13 protein-coding genes are annotated in these 13,601 nt (G+C 62.6%); 2 read left to right on the top strand and 11 right to left on the bottom strand.

Annotation, left to right across the window (positions count from 1 at the left end; translation table 11 throughout):
- The first annotated feature begins 1 nt into the window (after window position 1).
- The gene (locus tag ASD00_RS16155) at window positions 2-1,741 is read left to right on the top strand and encodes a penicillin-binding protein 2 (protein ID WP_025428370.1); all 1,740 of its coding nucleotides are present in this window, start codon (window positions 2-4) and stop codon (window positions 1,739-1,741) included.
- Window positions 1,742-1,824: 83 nt separating this feature from the next.
- On the opposite strand, the gene ASD00_RS16150 is transcribed toward ASD00_RS16155, so the two are convergent.
- Window positions 1,825-2,427: a nitroreductase family protein gene (locus tag ASD00_RS16150; RefSeq protein WP_025428369.1), complete on the bottom strand. Its 603-nt coding sequence runs from the start codon at window positions 2,425-2,427 to the stop codon at window positions 1,825-1,827.
- Here ASD00_RS16150 and ASD00_RS42495 point away from each other — a divergent pair.
- Window positions 2,420-2,887 (top strand): hypothetical protein, encoded by a 468-nt coding sequence (locus ASD00_RS42495; RefSeq protein WP_156407918.1) that lies wholly within the window; start codon window positions 2,420-2,422, stop codon window positions 2,885-2,887. The two genes, ASD00_RS16150 and ASD00_RS42495, sit on opposite strands and share 8 nt — an antisense overlap.
- On the opposite strand, the gene ASD00_RS16140 is transcribed toward ASD00_RS42495, so the two are convergent.
- The 10 genes from ASD00_RS16140 to ASD00_RS16090 form a co-directional block, all read right to left on the bottom strand.
- Window positions 2,884-3,480, bottom strand: a complete 597-nt coding sequence (locus ASD00_RS16140) for a DsbA family protein (protein ID WP_025428367.1) — start codon at window positions 3,478-3,480, stop codon at window positions 2,884-2,886. The two genes, ASD00_RS42495 and ASD00_RS16140, sit on opposite strands and share 4 nt — an antisense overlap.
- A gap of 48 nt (window positions 3,481-3,528) precedes the next feature.
- Window positions 3,529-4,590: an LLM class flavin-dependent oxidoreductase gene (locus tag ASD00_RS16135; protein ID WP_057207546.1), complete on the bottom strand. Its 1,062-nt coding sequence runs from the start codon at window positions 4,588-4,590 to the stop codon at window positions 3,529-3,531.
- Window positions 4,591-4,601: 11 nt separating this feature from the next.
- On the bottom strand, window positions 4,602-5,540 hold the full coding sequence (locus ASD00_RS16130; protein ID WP_057207545.1) for an ABC transporter substrate-binding protein: 939 nt from the start codon (window positions 5,538-5,540) through the stop codon (window positions 4,602-4,604).
- A 76-nt stretch (window positions 5,541-5,616) separates the two neighbouring features.
- On the bottom strand, window positions 5,617-6,561 hold the full coding sequence (locus ASD00_RS16125; RefSeq protein WP_057207544.1) for an ABC transporter substrate-binding protein: 945 nt from the start codon (window positions 6,559-6,561) through the stop codon (window positions 5,617-5,619).
- Window positions 6,562-6,638: 77 nt separating this feature from the next.
- Entirely contained in the window at window positions 6,639-8,414 is a 1,776-nt protein-coding gene (locus ASD00_RS42310) for an amino acid ABC transporter permease/ATP-binding protein (RefSeq protein ID WP_082523596.1), read from the bottom strand.
- 43 nt (window positions 8,415-8,457) lie between these two features.
- Window positions 8,458-9,009 carry a GNAT family N-acetyltransferase gene (locus ASD00_RS16110; protein WP_057207543.1) on the bottom strand — a complete coding sequence of 184 codons (552 nt, stop codon included), beginning with the start codon at window positions 9,007-9,009 and terminating at the stop codon, window positions 8,458-8,460.
- Between the two features lie 25 nt (window positions 9,010-9,034).
- On the bottom strand, window positions 9,035-10,222 hold the full coding sequence (locus ASD00_RS16105; RefSeq protein WP_038578097.1) for a M20 aminoacylase family protein: 1,188 nt from the start codon (window positions 10,220-10,222) through the stop codon (window positions 9,035-9,037).
- A gap of 19 nt (window positions 10,223-10,241) precedes the next feature.
- Window positions 10,242-11,591, bottom strand: a complete 1,350-nt coding sequence (locus ASD00_RS16100; RefSeq protein WP_025428363.1) for an LLM class flavin-dependent oxidoreductase — start codon at window positions 11,589-11,591, stop codon at window positions 10,242-10,244.
- A gap of 23 nt (window positions 11,592-11,614) precedes the next feature.
- On the bottom strand, window positions 11,615-12,610 hold the full coding sequence (locus ASD00_RS16095) for an LLM class flavin-dependent oxidoreductase (RefSeq protein ID WP_025428362.1): 996 nt from the start codon (window positions 12,608-12,610) through the stop codon (window positions 11,615-11,617).
- 377 nt (window positions 12,611-12,987) lie between these two features.
- Entirely contained in the window at window positions 12,988-13,515 is a 528-nt protein-coding gene (locus ASD00_RS16090; protein WP_025428361.1) for a DUF992 domain-containing protein, read from the bottom strand.
- Window positions 13,516-13,601: the final 86 nt, after the last annotated feature.

Below are 13,601 nucleotides of genomic sequence, written 5' to 3'. Positions count from 1 at the left end.
TATGGTGCAACGGCTTCAATCGCGCGCGGATCGCCGCAAGCGCATCCTCTTTCTGATAGCCGTGTTTATCGTCGTGTTCCTAACGATGTTCGGGCGACTGATCCAGCTCGGCACGGCCGAAATCGAGACCACCGGCTATGTGCCGAAGCGCCCCTCGGTCGGTCGCCCTTCGATCCTGGATCGCAACGGCAATCTGCTGGCGATCGATGTGCCAAGCTCCGGTGTCTATGCCGAGCCCCGCTTCATCGTCGACGTCGACGAGGCGGTGGAAAAGCTGACGGCCATCTTCCCCGATCTCGATGCTCGCGAACTGCACCAGCGGCTGAAAAGCAAGGCGCCCTTCGCGTGGATCAAGCGTCAGGTGACACCGGCTGAGGAGCAGGCGCTCTGGGACGCGGGCATTCCGGCCGTCGGCTTCCAGCGGGAAAAGCGGCGTGTCTACCCCAATGGTTCGCTTGCCGCCCACGTGCTCGGCACTGTCGATATCGACAATATCGGCATTGCCGGCATCGAAAAATGGATCGAGAGCCAGGGCCTGGACGTGTTGCGCCAGACCGGCATGGACCTCTCCCATCAGAACCTGCAGCCCGTCACGCTGACGCTCGACATCCGAATCCAGCACGCGCTGCAGATCGAGCTTGCCAAGGCGATCGAGAAATTCGGGGCAAAGGCCGGTGCCGGATTGGTGCTCGATATCACCAATGGTGAAGTGCTGGCGCTTGCCTCCGCGCCGGATTTCGACCCCAACACCCCCGCCGATGCGCTGAAGCCTGATCGTATCAACCGCATTGCCGCCGCCACCTTCGAGATGGGCTCCACCTTCAAGGCCCTGACGACGGCCATGGCGCTCGATTCAGGGCAGTTCAACATCCGCTCCGTCATCGATGCCAGCAGGCCGCTGGCCTTCGGCCGGTTCCGCATCCGCGATTATCGCGGGAAATACCGGCCGCTCAGCCTGCCGGAAGCCTTCATCTATTCCTCCAACATCGCGATGGCCAAGATGGCGATCGCGCTCGGCCCTGAGAACTTCCGCGCCTTTCTCTCTCGTTTCGGACAGATGTCGCGACTGACGACCGAGTTGCCGGAGAGCGCGCATCCGCAACTGCCGCGCTCCTGGCGCGAGATCGATACGGCAACCGCATCCTACGGCCACGGCATTGCCGTGACGCCGCTGCAGGCGAGCATTGCGGTTGCGGCCCTCGTCAACGGCGGGCGCCTGATCAGGCCGACATTGATCAAAGGCTCTGATGTCGAAGAGCGGGTGCTGGCCGCCGACCTCATCAAGCCGGAAACCGGCGAGGCCATGCGTTTTCTGCTCCGCCTCAATGCCAGAACCGGATCGGCGCGAAAGGCCGAAGTCAAAGGTTATTTCATCGGCGGCAAGACCGGCACGGCCGAAAAGGTCGTCGCTGGACGCTATGCCAAGGATCTCAATCTCACGTCCTTCATGGGTGTCGTTCCGGCCGACGATCCGCGCTATCTGCTCCTGACCATTCTGGACGAGCCCAAAGGGTTGCCGGAAACCTATGGCTTCCGCACCTCCGGCTGGAATGCCGCCCCGCTCGGCGGTGCTGTGTTCGAGCGCATCCTTCCGATGATGAGCCTGATGCCGTCCTTCGACGTCCGGGACGTGAGCTTTCCGTCGATCGTTGCGCAGCAGGCCTATGGTTCCGAGCTGTTTTCAGGTGCGACCCTGCACGGCGCGTCCGGCCATGACACACCCATTGAAGAGCCACTTTGAGGTAAGACGGCAATTGTGACCTGTCAGCCGAATTGCGGCCGAGGGCGAGACCCGCCCTCGGCAAAGTCATCGGAGCAATGCGTTCAAGACCGCTCGAAACGACCCTCGGACACGATCTCCGTCAGGGGTTTCCGCGGGCTCGGCACTTCGCGCTCCCGCAACCCCTCGGGCAATTGCGCCTTGTCGCCGATCCTGCCGATCGCCACGGCGGCTTCAACGCGGTAATCGGACGGCACGCCAAGCTCGGTCCGCGCCCTGTCGTAGTCGAGGCCGGCCATACCGTGCGCCTGCCAACCGGAATAGGCGGCCTGCAGCGCGAGCGCACCCCATGCGGCCCCTGTGTCAAACGAGTGCGTATAGGAAGGCACTTCCTCGCTGGCGCCAGGAGGCAGCAGCGACGTTTTCGACAGCACGAAGATCAGTGCGGAAGCCTCCTTGGCCCAGCTTTGATTGAATGCGTTGAGAATGCCGAACAGTTTGTCCCAATGCTCGGTGCCTCTGCGGGCATAGATGAAATGCCAGGGCTGGGCGTTATAGGCCGACGGCGCCCAGCGCGCCGCCTCCAGGATGCCGAACAGCTCGGCTTCGGAGATCTCCGCTCCGGCATAGGCGCGCGGCGACCAACGCTCGAGAAAGAGCGGGTTGATCGGGTGGCCGGCGATACGCGAATTGATTTCGATGGTCATGGCTTTCCTGTGTCGTGGCGTTGGTTTCAGCCTTCAGCCGCAATCGAAATCACCAGGTTTCGTACCGTTCGCGCCGACGGTTGAGATTGGAAATCTCGTCCGAAAGCTCTGCGATGCGGTCTCGAAGTTCGTTCGTTGTTCCGTCTTCGAAATCATCGATCCCGAAACAATCCCGCGCTTCGTAAAGCTCAAGCTTGCCTTGCAGGACATCTCGGATCGCGCTCAGGCGTTCATATTGCCGCAGGACACTCATGGCACACCTCATCAAAAGCCATCGTTGTCTAGGAAATGCGCAAACAACGGAAAAGGTTTCATTCGACTGCTCGGCTTCAAGCATCCTGAAAATTATCGAGTTAAACAGTGGATTAAAGGAACCTCGACCCAAAGATCGTACCAGGCTTGGAAAAGTGATCCGACGGCGTGCCGCGAGCGCTCGATCTCCGCGCCCGCCGATGCCTAAGGCCGCTCGCCTTGCAGGTGTTGCTCCAGAAACGGCAGATTGTCCTGGCCCCAATAAATCTCGCCGTCATAGCCGAACGTCGGGAACCCGAAGACGCCGCTCTTGAGAGTATGCTCCCGATCGGACGCCCATTTCTCGACAACGTCTGCGGCACTTTCCCGCGCAAGCAAGGCACTGCCATCGAAGCCTGCGCGCGTTGCTACTGCCTCGCGCACCTCTGACCGGCCGATGTCCTCGGCTCGGACCCAGAAGGCTTCCTGCAAAATCTCCGTCAAGGCGAACCAGTCCTTGCCGTCGAGATAGGTGGCAATCACCATCCGTGACGCAGGCGTGGGATCGGCGAGCGGCGGACGGCCGTCGAGCAGAAGTTCCCTGCCCCGCACACGGCTCCAGCGCTTCAGGTCGCGCGTGCCGTACGCTCGTCGCGCCTGCGGCCGATTGCGCGAGAAGATGCCGCCGTTTTCCTCGACCACCGTGGCCATGTAGGGCGTGATTGCCGCTTCGTGCCGGCGTGCGAGAGCCGCAAAGGCTTCAAGCCCGATGAACGACCAGGGCGAGCCGATCGAGAAGAAGTAGTCGATGCTTTTTGTCACTGTCAGATCTGCCTCATGGGTTTTGGATCTGGGATTGTAGGCAGCGGCCTAAGCCGCCGCCGGGTTCGCTGACAGCGTTCGAGCGGCCTCGCCCTTCGTCGGCGACCAGCCAAGCTCCGGTGCGATGCGCGTAAAGACATCATCGAGGATCTGGCGATACTCGTCGTGTTCGAATTCGTAGGGCAGTTCGAGCCTGAGTTCGCGCACATGCGGCAGGATCGGATCGGCCAACAGCCGTTCGAGGATCTGCTCGGACGTACCGACGAGATCGCTGGCAAACAGCGTGCGCCGCTCGCCCTGTGGTGTCAGCGTGCGCTCATGCCGGCTGGCGGCGTAGTCGAGATAGCGGCGCCGGGTGCTGGCGTTGGCGCCATCGAGCGGAACGATGACGCGCCCGAGCGCGACGCGTTTCTCTGCGCCGCCAGCCTGCCGATAGGTTTCGAGCTGGCGTGCCTGCGCCTCGAAAAAGTCGTTGGTCTGCTCGCCTGTCGTGACGTTGCCGATCAGGAGATTGAAGCCGTTCTCGCCGGCCCAGCGGGCGGAGCGCAAGGAGCCGCCACCGTACCACAGCCTGTCGACAAGCCCCTTGGCATGGGGTTGCAACCGTGGGCGCTGCGGGCCGAACGGTGTCTTGATGACGGTATGCTCGTCGCCGAGAAATGCCCCGCGCAGATTATCTGCAAAACGCAGAACCCGCTGATGGGAGAAATCGCTGGCAGACCAGTCTCCGTCAAAGGCGAGCGGACCGATGAGGTCCACATGTGGCGGGCGGCCCGCGCTCAGGCCGATATTCAGGCGGCCGCGCGACAACACGTCAACGGTCGAAAGGTCCTCGGCCAACCGGTAGGGGTTCTCATAGCCAATCGGGATCACCGCCGTGCCGAGCTGAATGCGATCGGTTCTCTGGGTCGCCGCCGCCAGAAAGGCGGCCGCCGACGAGATGCCGGGCTCCAGGTGGCGCTGCCGCACCCAGGCGCTGGCGAAGCCGAGCCTCTCGCCATATTCGAGCAGGCGCAGAGTCTGCTCCAGCCCCGCCAAGGGATCGTCGCTCGCGTAGTTTCCGGGAGTGAGAAAGCCGATATGATCGATCGAGATCTTATGCTCTGTCATCGTTGCTCACCTCAGGATTTCGGCAGGCCGGGTGGATTGGTTTCCGACTTCGGCAGCGCCTCTTCCGCCAGGTGCCAGCGCTCGAGAATTTTGGCGTAAGTGCCATTGTCAATGAGGCCGTTGGTGGCGGCGGTCAGGGCGTCGGCTAGGCCACTGTTCTTGCGCGTGGTGATCGCCACGTCGGATCGCTCCGGCCAACCGGCGCTCAAGGTGCCGACGCGTTTGATGTTCCGGTCGCGGGCGGCAATGAAGACGAGTTGCGCATGCGGCTGGACGATCACGTCGGCGCGGCCTGCAGCCAATGCGACAAGGCTCGTGGCCTCGTCGTCATAGTATTGCAGCTCGAGCGCCTTTAGCCCGGCAGCGACATTCTCGTCGTTCCATTTGAGAAGAATGCGCTCCTGGTTTGTCCCAGCGCCAACGATGATCCTCAGGCCGGCGGCATCCTTCGGCTCCTTGATCGATGTAACTGCGCTGTCGGCCTTGACGAAGAAGCCATGCAATCCCTGACGGTAGCTCGAAAAGTCGAACTTCTCCTTGCGCTGTTCCGTCACGCCGACATTGGAGATCACCGCATCGTATTTGGCCGAGGTCAGGCCGAGCGGCCAATCGATCCAGGCGATTGGCACGAGCTCCAGCGTCAACCCCAGACTATCGGCGACGGCCAAAGCATATTCCGGATCCGCGCCGATGACGGTCTTTGCATCGTTCGCATAGGTCGCAAGCGGCGGGCCGCCGGGGCTGACGGCAACGGTGAATTTGCCGGGGGTGACGAATTTGAAGCTTGGCGGTATCGCCGCAATCGCCGCCTCGTTTCGTTCGGCACGGATGCGCCCCGGTTGTTCAGGGCTGAAATCGAAGCCGTCGGCGGCCAGCGCCGGGGCAAGGTGGAAAAGTGCCGTCGCAAATGCGGCGATGAACGAGGGGCGTAATGCAGCTAGACCAAGCATTTCTGTCGTCTCCGGAAGGGATGTTGAACGAACGGGCCGGCGGCAAAAGCAGGCGCCGACCCGCAACAGGCAATGATCAGGAGCCGCTCTTCGGCAGGCCCGGTGGGTTGGTCTGCGACGCGTCGACCGCCTCGTCGGTCAGGCTCCAGCGCTTCAGCACCTCGCCGTATTTGCCGTTCTTGATCAGGTCGTTGATGGCAAGGGTGATCGCGTCGGCAAGGCCACCACCCTTGCGGGTCGTCACCGCGATCTCGGCGGTCAGCGGCCAGCCGCCGCTGGCGATGCCGACGACCTTGGTGTCGTTGCGGATCGAGGCGGCATAGGCGCGCGTCGCATTGGGGTTGAATTCGACGTCGGCCCGGCCGGACTGCAGCGCCAGGTCACCAGCCGCGCGGTCGTCATAATATTGCACCTCGATCGGCTTCAGCCCGGCGGCGACGTTCTGCCTGTCCCATTCCAGAATGATCTTTTCCTGATTGGTGCCGGCCCCGGTGATCACCTTCAGGCCCGCCACGTCCTTCGGTTCCTTGATCGATGTGATCGGGCTGTTGGACTTGACGAAGAAGCCGAGCACGTCGCGCCTATAGGTGGAGAAGTCGAATTTCTCCTTGCGCTCCTCGGTCACGGTCACGTTGCTGATCACCGCATCATATTTGCCGGAGGCGACGCCGAGCGGCCAATCGGCCCAGGCGACCGCGACGAGATCCAGTTCGAGGCCGAGGGAATCGGCCACCAGCGAGGCGAGATCGGGATCGGCGCCGACGACCGTTTTGGAGTCCGATGCGTAGGTGGCAATCGGCGGATCCCAGGGGTTGACGGCAACGGTGAATTTTCCTGGGTTTACGAACTTGAAGTCGGGCGCGATCGCCTTGATGGCCGCTTCGTTCCGCTCGGCCCGCACGCGGTTGGACGTATCCGGGCTGAGATCGAACTTCTCCTGCGCCTGAACCGAGGCCGTACCGAGCGTCGCTGCGGCGACCGCTCCTGCCAAAAGCAGTTTTGCTCTATCGAAAAATGCCATGTACTTAAACTCCATTTCATCTTTGGGTTGCAGATTGTGTCGGCACGATCCAGCGTGCCCATGCACGCCTGGAATTTTCAGAGAACCTTGGCGAGGAATTCGCGGGTGCGCGGATGTTCCGCGGTGGTGAAGATGCGGGACGGCGGCCCGGCCTCCAGGATGCGGCCCGCCTCGATGAAGACGACGGTGTCGGCAACCTCGCGGGCAAACCCGATCTCGTGCGTGACGATCACAAGCGTCGTGCCGGTGCGGGCCAGTTCCTTGATGACATCAAGCACTTCGCCGACCAGTTCCGGATCGAGTGCCGAGGTCGGTTCGTCGAAGAGCAGGACCTTCGGCTTAAGGGCCAGAGCCCGTGCGATCGCCACGCGCTGCTGCTGGCCGCCCGAGAGCTGCCGGGGATAGGCGTTGATCTTGTCGCTGAGGCCGACCCGCGCCAGCAGTTCCTGCGCCAACCGAACAGCGTCGTCGCGCTTGAGGCCGCGCACCTGCAACGGTGCCTCGATGAGGTTTTCCAGCACCGTCAGATGCGGGAAGAGATTGAAATTCTGGAACACCATGCCGATGTCGGCGCGGCGCTTCAAAATATCCTTCTCCTTCAGTTCATAGAGCGTGTTGCCCTTCTGGCTGTAGCCGACGAGATCGCCGTCGATCGAGATGAAGCCGTCATCGACCCGCTCCAGATGATTGATGGCGCGCAGCAAAGTCGACTTACCCGAACCCGATGGCCCGAGGATCGCCGTGACGCTGCCGGCAGGCAAGCTCAGCTCGACGTCATCTAGCACTTTCAGCGGACCGAAACTCTTCGAGATGCCATGGATGCGGACGGCACCGCCGGCGCGGAATGCAGTCGCGTCATGAAAACCGGTCTTGCGGGCGATGGCACCACTGCTCGCAACCTCGGCCAGCGGACGCCGAAACCGCGAGAAGAAGGCCTGGAACGGCAGCGGCACCGGATTGCGAACGGCCCCCTTGGAGAAATGGCGTTCGATATAGTGCTGGGCGATCGACAGCCCGGTCATGATCACCAGGTACCAGACGGTGGCCACCATCAGGAGCGGAATGACTTCGAGATTGCGGCGATAGATGACCTGAACGGTGTAGAAGAGCTCCGGCAGCGCCAGCACGTAGACCATTGATGTGCTCTTTGCGAGCCCGATGATCTCGTTGAAGCCGGTCGGCAGGATCGAGCGCATCGCCTGTGGCAGCACGATACGGAATGCCTGGCGATGACGGGGAAGACCGAGTGCAGCCGCGGCCTCGTGTTGCCCGTGATCGACGGAGAGAATGCCGCCACGCACGATCTCGGCAAAGAAGGCCGACTGATTGAGCGTCAGACCGAGAAAGGCTGCTGCAAACGGCGTCAGCAGCAGGGTCGTCGGGTAGTTGAAGAGCGTCGTGTCGGTGAAAGGAATCCCAACCGAGATCGTCTCGTAGAGATAGCCGAGATTGTTGAGCACGAGCAGCAGCACGATCAGCGGAATGGAGCGCAGCAGCCAGATGTAACCGAAGGACAGGCCACCGAGCAGCGGCGACTTCGACACCCGGGCGAGCGCCAGAGCCGTTCCAAGTAGCGAGCCTGAAACGGTCGCAAGTGCCGTCAGGAGCAGCGTCCGCCCAAGGCCCGCAAGCACCGGTTCTGCAAAGAACCATTCGGCAAAGACCGGCCAGCCCCAGCGAGGATTGGTCAGCACCGAATAAAGCACGCCGGTTATGACGAGCGCAGCAAACAGGGTGCCGAGCGCCCTGCCAGGATGGCGGGCCGGCACGATGCGATAATGCGCGTAGCCCGGATTGGGTTCGCTTGCTCGCCCGGTTCCGGCAACGCCGGCATAATCGGTCAAAATGGCCATGATGCATCCTCTCTGGATGGTTGGCGCCCGTTGGACGCCGGCGTTACGGGTGGCTCACTGCCTGCGGATGCGATGGGCGCGGCTCTCCGAGAAGCGCGAGCGACGCGACGAGATGGGTGATGTCCTTCTCGAACGGCAGCGTCTTGTAGACCTCCGGATCGGCAGCGACGTCGAACAGCGCCGTGTAGCCATTGACGAGATAGAGACCCACTGCCTCCGGCTGCCGGAAGCCGGTGGTCAGATAAATGCGGGAATAGCCTTGCCTTGCTGCTTGCGCTTCGAGTTCGAGCAGAACCCTGCGCGCCAATCCCTGGCGGCGCAGGTCGGAGCGCGTCCAGATGCGTTTGAACTCCGCGGTGCGGTCGTCGTAGTGCTTGAACGCACCGCCGCCGATCGTCTCGCCGTTGCGGATCAGCAGCACGAAATTGCCATGCGGCGGCGCGAAGGCATCAGGTGGATAGCGGTTGAGTTCTGCCGCAGCACCCTCGTCGCTGAAGTAGTTGCCGTAACGGCTGTCATATTCGATGATCAGTTCGTCGATCAGCGGCTTGGCACGCGGGTCGAGGGGGGTGGTGTAGAGAAACGTATCGCTCATGGTTTCGCCAATCCCGTTGTCGTCATCATGCGAGGAAGGTTTCGACCAGCCGCACCCAATAGCGGGCGGCAGGCGCGATGATTGCGTCGTTGAAGTCGTAGTTGGCGCTATGGAGCGACGCGCTGTCGCCATTGCCGACGAAGAGATAGCTGCCGGCCTTCTCCTCCAGCATGAAGGCGAAGTCTTCGCTTGCCGTGCGCGGCTTGAAGTTGCTCACGATCTGGCCGGGGCCGAAGGCTTCTAGTGCGACACTGCGGGCAAGCTCCGTCTCGGCGCGGTGATTGATCAGAGCCGGGAAGCCGCGGCGATAATCCACCTCCGCGGTGGCGCCGAAGCTTTCGGCCTGAGCGCACGCCAGTGCAGGTACCCGCTCGCCGAGCAGTGCGCGGGTCGCCTCGTTGAAGGCCCGCATGGTCAGCTTCAGCGCCACGCTTTCAGGAATGACGTTGGATGCCGAACCGCCATGGATCGAGCCGACGGTAACCACCGCCATCTCCTGCGGGTCGACATTGCGCGAAACCACGCTCTGCAGGGCGGTGATCAGCGACGCGGTCGCTAGCACCGGATCGACGGTCAGCTGCGGTTCCGCCCCATGGCCACCCTTGCCGACGATCGTGATGTTGCACTGGTCGACCGAAGCCATGGCGGCACCGGCAACGAAGCCGAATTGCCCTGTTGGAACGCCCGGCCAGTTGTGCAGGCCGAAGACGGCGTCGACGGGAAACCGTTCGAACAGCCCTTCGGACAGCATCTTGCGCGCGCCGGCGCCGATCTCTTCGGCCGGCTGGAAGATCAGCCGCACGGTGCCGTCGAAGCGGCCTGCTTCCGCCAGATAGCGTCCGGCGGCAAGCAGGATTGCCGTGTGGCCATCGTGCCCGCAGGCATGCATGACGCCGCGATGGACGCTGGCATGGGCAAGACCCGTTGCCTCCTCGATCGGCAAGGCGTCCATGTCGGCACGGATGCCGATGCTGCGTTGGCCTTCACCCCGGCTCAAGGTGGCGACGACACCGGTTCCGCCAATTCCCGTTGCCACCTCGTAGCCCCAGGAAGAGAGCCGACTGACGACGATTTCGCTGGTGCGGTGTTCGTGAAACGCAAGTTCCGGATGGCGGTGGAGATCGTGGCGTAGCGCGACGATCTCATCGAGATAGGCGCCGATGCCTCGCTCGACCGCGTCCCCCGCCTGTGTGTCCTTGACGATCATGTTCATCGGCGGCTCCGTCGACGCCTCAAGCGCCGACGGCCCTTCCCTGCTCGATCTCTTCCGCCGCCGCCGCATAGCGGCTCTCCCTGTAGGGCAGCCCCAGATGATCACGCAGCGTCTCGCCCTTCAGATGCGGGTCGAAATAGCCGCGCTCTTCAAGAATCGGCAGCACGTGGGCGGCGAAATCCTGCAGGCCTTCGGCAATGACCGGGAAGCCGAGGATGAAGCCATCTGCCGCCTCACCATCGACCCAACGGATGATCTCGTCGGCGATGTGGTCTGCGGTGCCGATGAAGGCGGTCCGCGGCGTCGCAACATCAAGCGCGATCTCGCGAAGAGTCTGGCCGGTCTCGCGCGCCGTCTTCTTGATGCGGTCGGTCGTCGCGCGAAAGCTGTTCTTGCCGATATCGCCGATGTCGGGGAACGGTTCGTCCAGGGGATAGGCACTGAAATCATGGTGATCGAAGAACCGGCCGAGATAGAGCAGCGCCTCCTCGACCGTGACCAGCGCGCGGATTGCCTGATACTTGGTCTCCGCCTCCGCGGCCGTCGAGCCGACGATCGGCGCGATGCCGGGGAAGAGGCCGATATCGGCCGCCCTTCGGCCTTGAGCAATCGCACTCTGCTTGATCTGCTTGTAGAAGGCTTGAGCATCGTCGATCGGGCCGCCATTGGTGAAGACGGCATCGGCATGTTTGCCGGCAAGACGGATACCTGAATCGGAAGCCCCTGCCTGGAAGATCACCGGCTGTCCCTGGCGCGACCGGCTGATGTTGAGCGGCCCTTCGATGCGGAAGAAACGGCCTTTGTGGTTCAGACGGCGCATCTTGGCCTTGTCGACATAGACGCCAGCCTGACGGTCACGGACAAAGGCATCGTCGTCCCAGGAGTCCCAGAGGCCCTTGGTCGCATCCAGATACTCGTCGGCGATCTCGTAGCGCAGCTCATGTTCCGGATGCTCGCGCCCATAGTTGCGGCCGGAGCCCTCCAACGGCGAGGTCACCGCGTTCCATCCGGCCCGCCCGCCGCTGATCAGGTCGAGCGAAGCGAACTGGCGGGCGATGGTGAAGGGGTCGCTGTAGGAGGTCGAAACGGTACCGACGAGCCCGATCTTCGAGGTCGATGCGGCAAGCGCAGACAGAATGGTCAGCGGCTCGAAGCGGTTGAGAAAATGCGGGATCGACTGTTCGTTGATATAGAGGCCGTCGGCGACGAAGGCGAAAGCGATACCGGCGGCTTCCGCCTTGCGCGCCGTGTCGACGAAGAATCCGAAGTTGACGCTAGCGTCGGCGGGACCGCTCGGATGCTTCCAGGCATTCATGTGGCCGCCGGGGCCCTGCAGCATGATACCGAAGGTGACATTTTTCTGGGGCATGGACGAGATCCTTGTGCGGATGTTCAGGCGACGAGCGAAAGCCGCTCTCTGGCGATGAGTTCGATCGATGCGAAGCGTTCGGCCGCAGGAAGGGCTGGCGTGTCGATCACGAATTCCTTGACGCCGTAGCGGCGGTGAAGCGCATCAAGCTCCTGGCGGACCTGCCGCGGCGTTCCGTGCAGCACGCTCGGGCTCTTTTCCTCGACCCGGTAGTCGCTGACGCCCGCCTGGCGCGCGAATTCGGCCGCCTGTTCCTCACTGCCGACATTGACGCTTTGGCCGTTGCCGAGGAAAACCTTGAAGATACGAAGGCCGGCGACGCGCTCGCGGGCGCGCTCCTCGCTTTCCGCTGCCAGCGCCGCGACGGCCAAAATCGGCCGACCACCGCCCGTTGCGCGCTCGTAAGCCGCAACAGTTCGCTCGATGTTGTCCGGATCACCATTGAGATGCGCGGCAAACACCAGTTGCCAGCCTTTTGCAGCGGCAAGTTCCGCACTCTCGACACTGGCCCCAAGCAGGAACCTTTCAGGCGCATGGACGGGCAAGGGCGTTGCCAGCAACGCTCCGTCGTCGGATTTTCCGGGCGCAAGATAGTGGTTGAGATCGCTCAGCTGTTCGGCAAAACCCGGCTTGCGCTCGGGATCGATGCCGATCTGTAGTGCCCTTGTCGAGAGAGGAAAGCCACCCGGCGCCTTGCCGACACCGAGATCAACCCGTCCGGGCGCAAGTGATGCCAGGAGGTTGAACGTTTCGGCGACCTTGTAGGCGCTGTAATGCTGCAGCATGACGCCGCCGGAGCCGATGCGGATCTTGGATGTGCGCGCCAGGAGATAGGCAATCAGCGTTTCGGGCGCCGAGCTTGCCAGCCCTGTCATGTTGTGATGCTCGGCCAGCCAGAAGCGGTGATAGCCCCACTCTTCCGCTTTCGCCGCCAGCCTGGCGGTTGCCTGCAACGCGTCAGTTGCGGTGGTTCCCGGATCGATCGGGCTCTTGTCGAGAAGACTGAGAAGATAGGACATGCCGAGTGTTCCAGATTGTCATAGCGTCCGTACTGGTCGCCATTACTCCATAAAACACATAGACAATATGCATTATAAGAAATGCATTTCTATTTCGGGGCGGGATGAGAGAAAAACCCGCCCAAAGTTTGCAGCCTGGAATCTCGCTGAAGACAGGGTGCGCCACATGTGGTCGGCGCTGGAAGCCAGCCGTTCGACCGGAAGTGCAGGAGATGGGCTGCAGTCAGCCTTGCGGAAACAACGCCGATGCGTGGTCCGGCGACACGATTGCTCGACGCCAGCTTCGGCTGAGGCAGCGCGGCGATCCTGAGATGTGGAGGCGGCGAAAAAGGATGGGGAAGCACCGGCGCGCAGCAGAGCCGCGCGCCGCTCGCAGATCAGTTCACCGAAGTGAGCGTCATCGACGTGCCGGTCGCGGCAACGTTGAGGCCGAGTTGACCCGTCACACTGACCGTCTGCAGGTGGATGGCACCGGCCGTACCGCCGATGAGGATGTTGGCGCCGACGCCTGCACCGAGCGTCGCTTCGGCGGTCGCACCCTGGTAGATGCCGCTCAACGCGCCCTTGTGATAGCCGGCGGTCGGCGCGAACACCGCCCAGATCAGCCGGCTGCGGGTGGTGAAGCCGACATCGACGCCGAGCTTGCGGATCGCACCGGCATAGTGGTCGGAAGCCTCCGCGCCGACGGTCGAACGGAAGACGCATTGGACTTCCTTGGCCGAACCCAGGACATAGCCGGCACCGCCGGCAATGTTGCAGTCGAGGTAACCGATCTTGACGCCACCGCGCGCGTCCGGCTCCCGGTAGGTCTCCTTGTAGGTCGGCAGGTCGGCGGCATTGACAGCCCACGCACCGGCAGACGCCAGGGTTGCAGCAGCAATCGCCATCGCAAGACTCTTTTTCATATGTTCGCTCCTTTTCGGGTCGTTATTGATCAACAGCACTCGGTCTTTTGGAAAACGAATCGAGCAACAGAGACGTCACCGTTGAA

Source organism: Ensifer sp. Root31 (genome assembly GCF_001424825.1).
GTDB classification, from domain to species: domain Bacteria; phylum Pseudomonadota; class Alphaproteobacteria; order Rhizobiales; family Rhizobiaceae; genus Ensifer; species Ensifer canadensis.
The sequence above is the reverse complement of the archived record's forward strand: the minus strand, read 5'-3'. Positions and strand labels throughout refer to the sequence as shown.

Excerpts from the sequence above, each read along its gene's own strand:
- ASD00_RS16100 (WP_025428363.1), bottom strand. The coding sequence starts at position 11,591 with ATGCCCCAGAAAAATGTCACCTTCGGTATCATGCTGCAGGGCCCCGGC.
- ASD00_RS16095 (WP_025428362.1), bottom strand. The coding sequence starts at position 12,610 with ATGTCCTATCTTCTCAGTCTTCTCGACAAGAGCCCGATCGATCCGGGA.
- ASD00_RS16130 (WP_057207545.1), bottom strand. The coding sequence starts at position 5,540 with ATGCTTGGTCTAGCTGCATTACGCCCCTCGTTCATCGCCGCATTTGCG.
- ASD00_RS16110 (WP_057207543.1), bottom strand. The coding sequence starts at position 9,009 with ATGAGCGATACGTTTCTCTACACCACCCCCCTCGACCCGCGTGCCAAG.
- ASD00_RS42310 (WP_082523596.1), bottom strand. The coding sequence starts at position 8,414 with ATGGCCATTTTGACCGATTATGCCGGCGTTGCCGGAACCGGGCGAGCA.
- ASD00_RS16150 (WP_025428369.1), bottom strand. The coding sequence starts at position 2,427 with ATGACCATCGAAATCAATTCGCGTATCGCCGGCCACCCGATCAACCCG.
- ASD00_RS16105 (WP_038578097.1), bottom strand. The coding sequence starts at position 10,222 with ATGAACATGATCGTCAAGGACACACAGGCGGGGGACGCGGTCGAGCGA.
- ASD00_RS16135 (WP_057207546.1), bottom strand. The coding sequence starts at position 4,590 with ATGACAGAGCATAAGATCTCGATCGATCATATCGGCTTTCTCACTCCC.
- ASD00_RS16155 (WP_025428370.1), top strand. The coding sequence starts at position 2 with ATGGTGCAACGGCTTCAATCGCGCGCGGATCGCCGCAAGCGCATCCTC.
- ASD00_RS16125 (WP_057207544.1), bottom strand. The coding sequence starts at position 6,561 with ATGGCATTTTTCGATAGAGCAAAACTGCTTTTGGCAGGAGCGGTCGCC.
- ASD00_RS42495 (WP_156407918.1), top strand. The coding sequence starts at position 2,420 with ATGGTCATGGCTTTCCTGTGTCGTGGCGTTGGTTTCAGCCTTCAGCCG.
- ASD00_RS16090 (WP_025428361.1), bottom strand. The coding sequence starts at position 13,515 with ATGAAAAAGAGTCTTGCGATGGCGATTGCTGCTGCAACCCTGGCGTCT.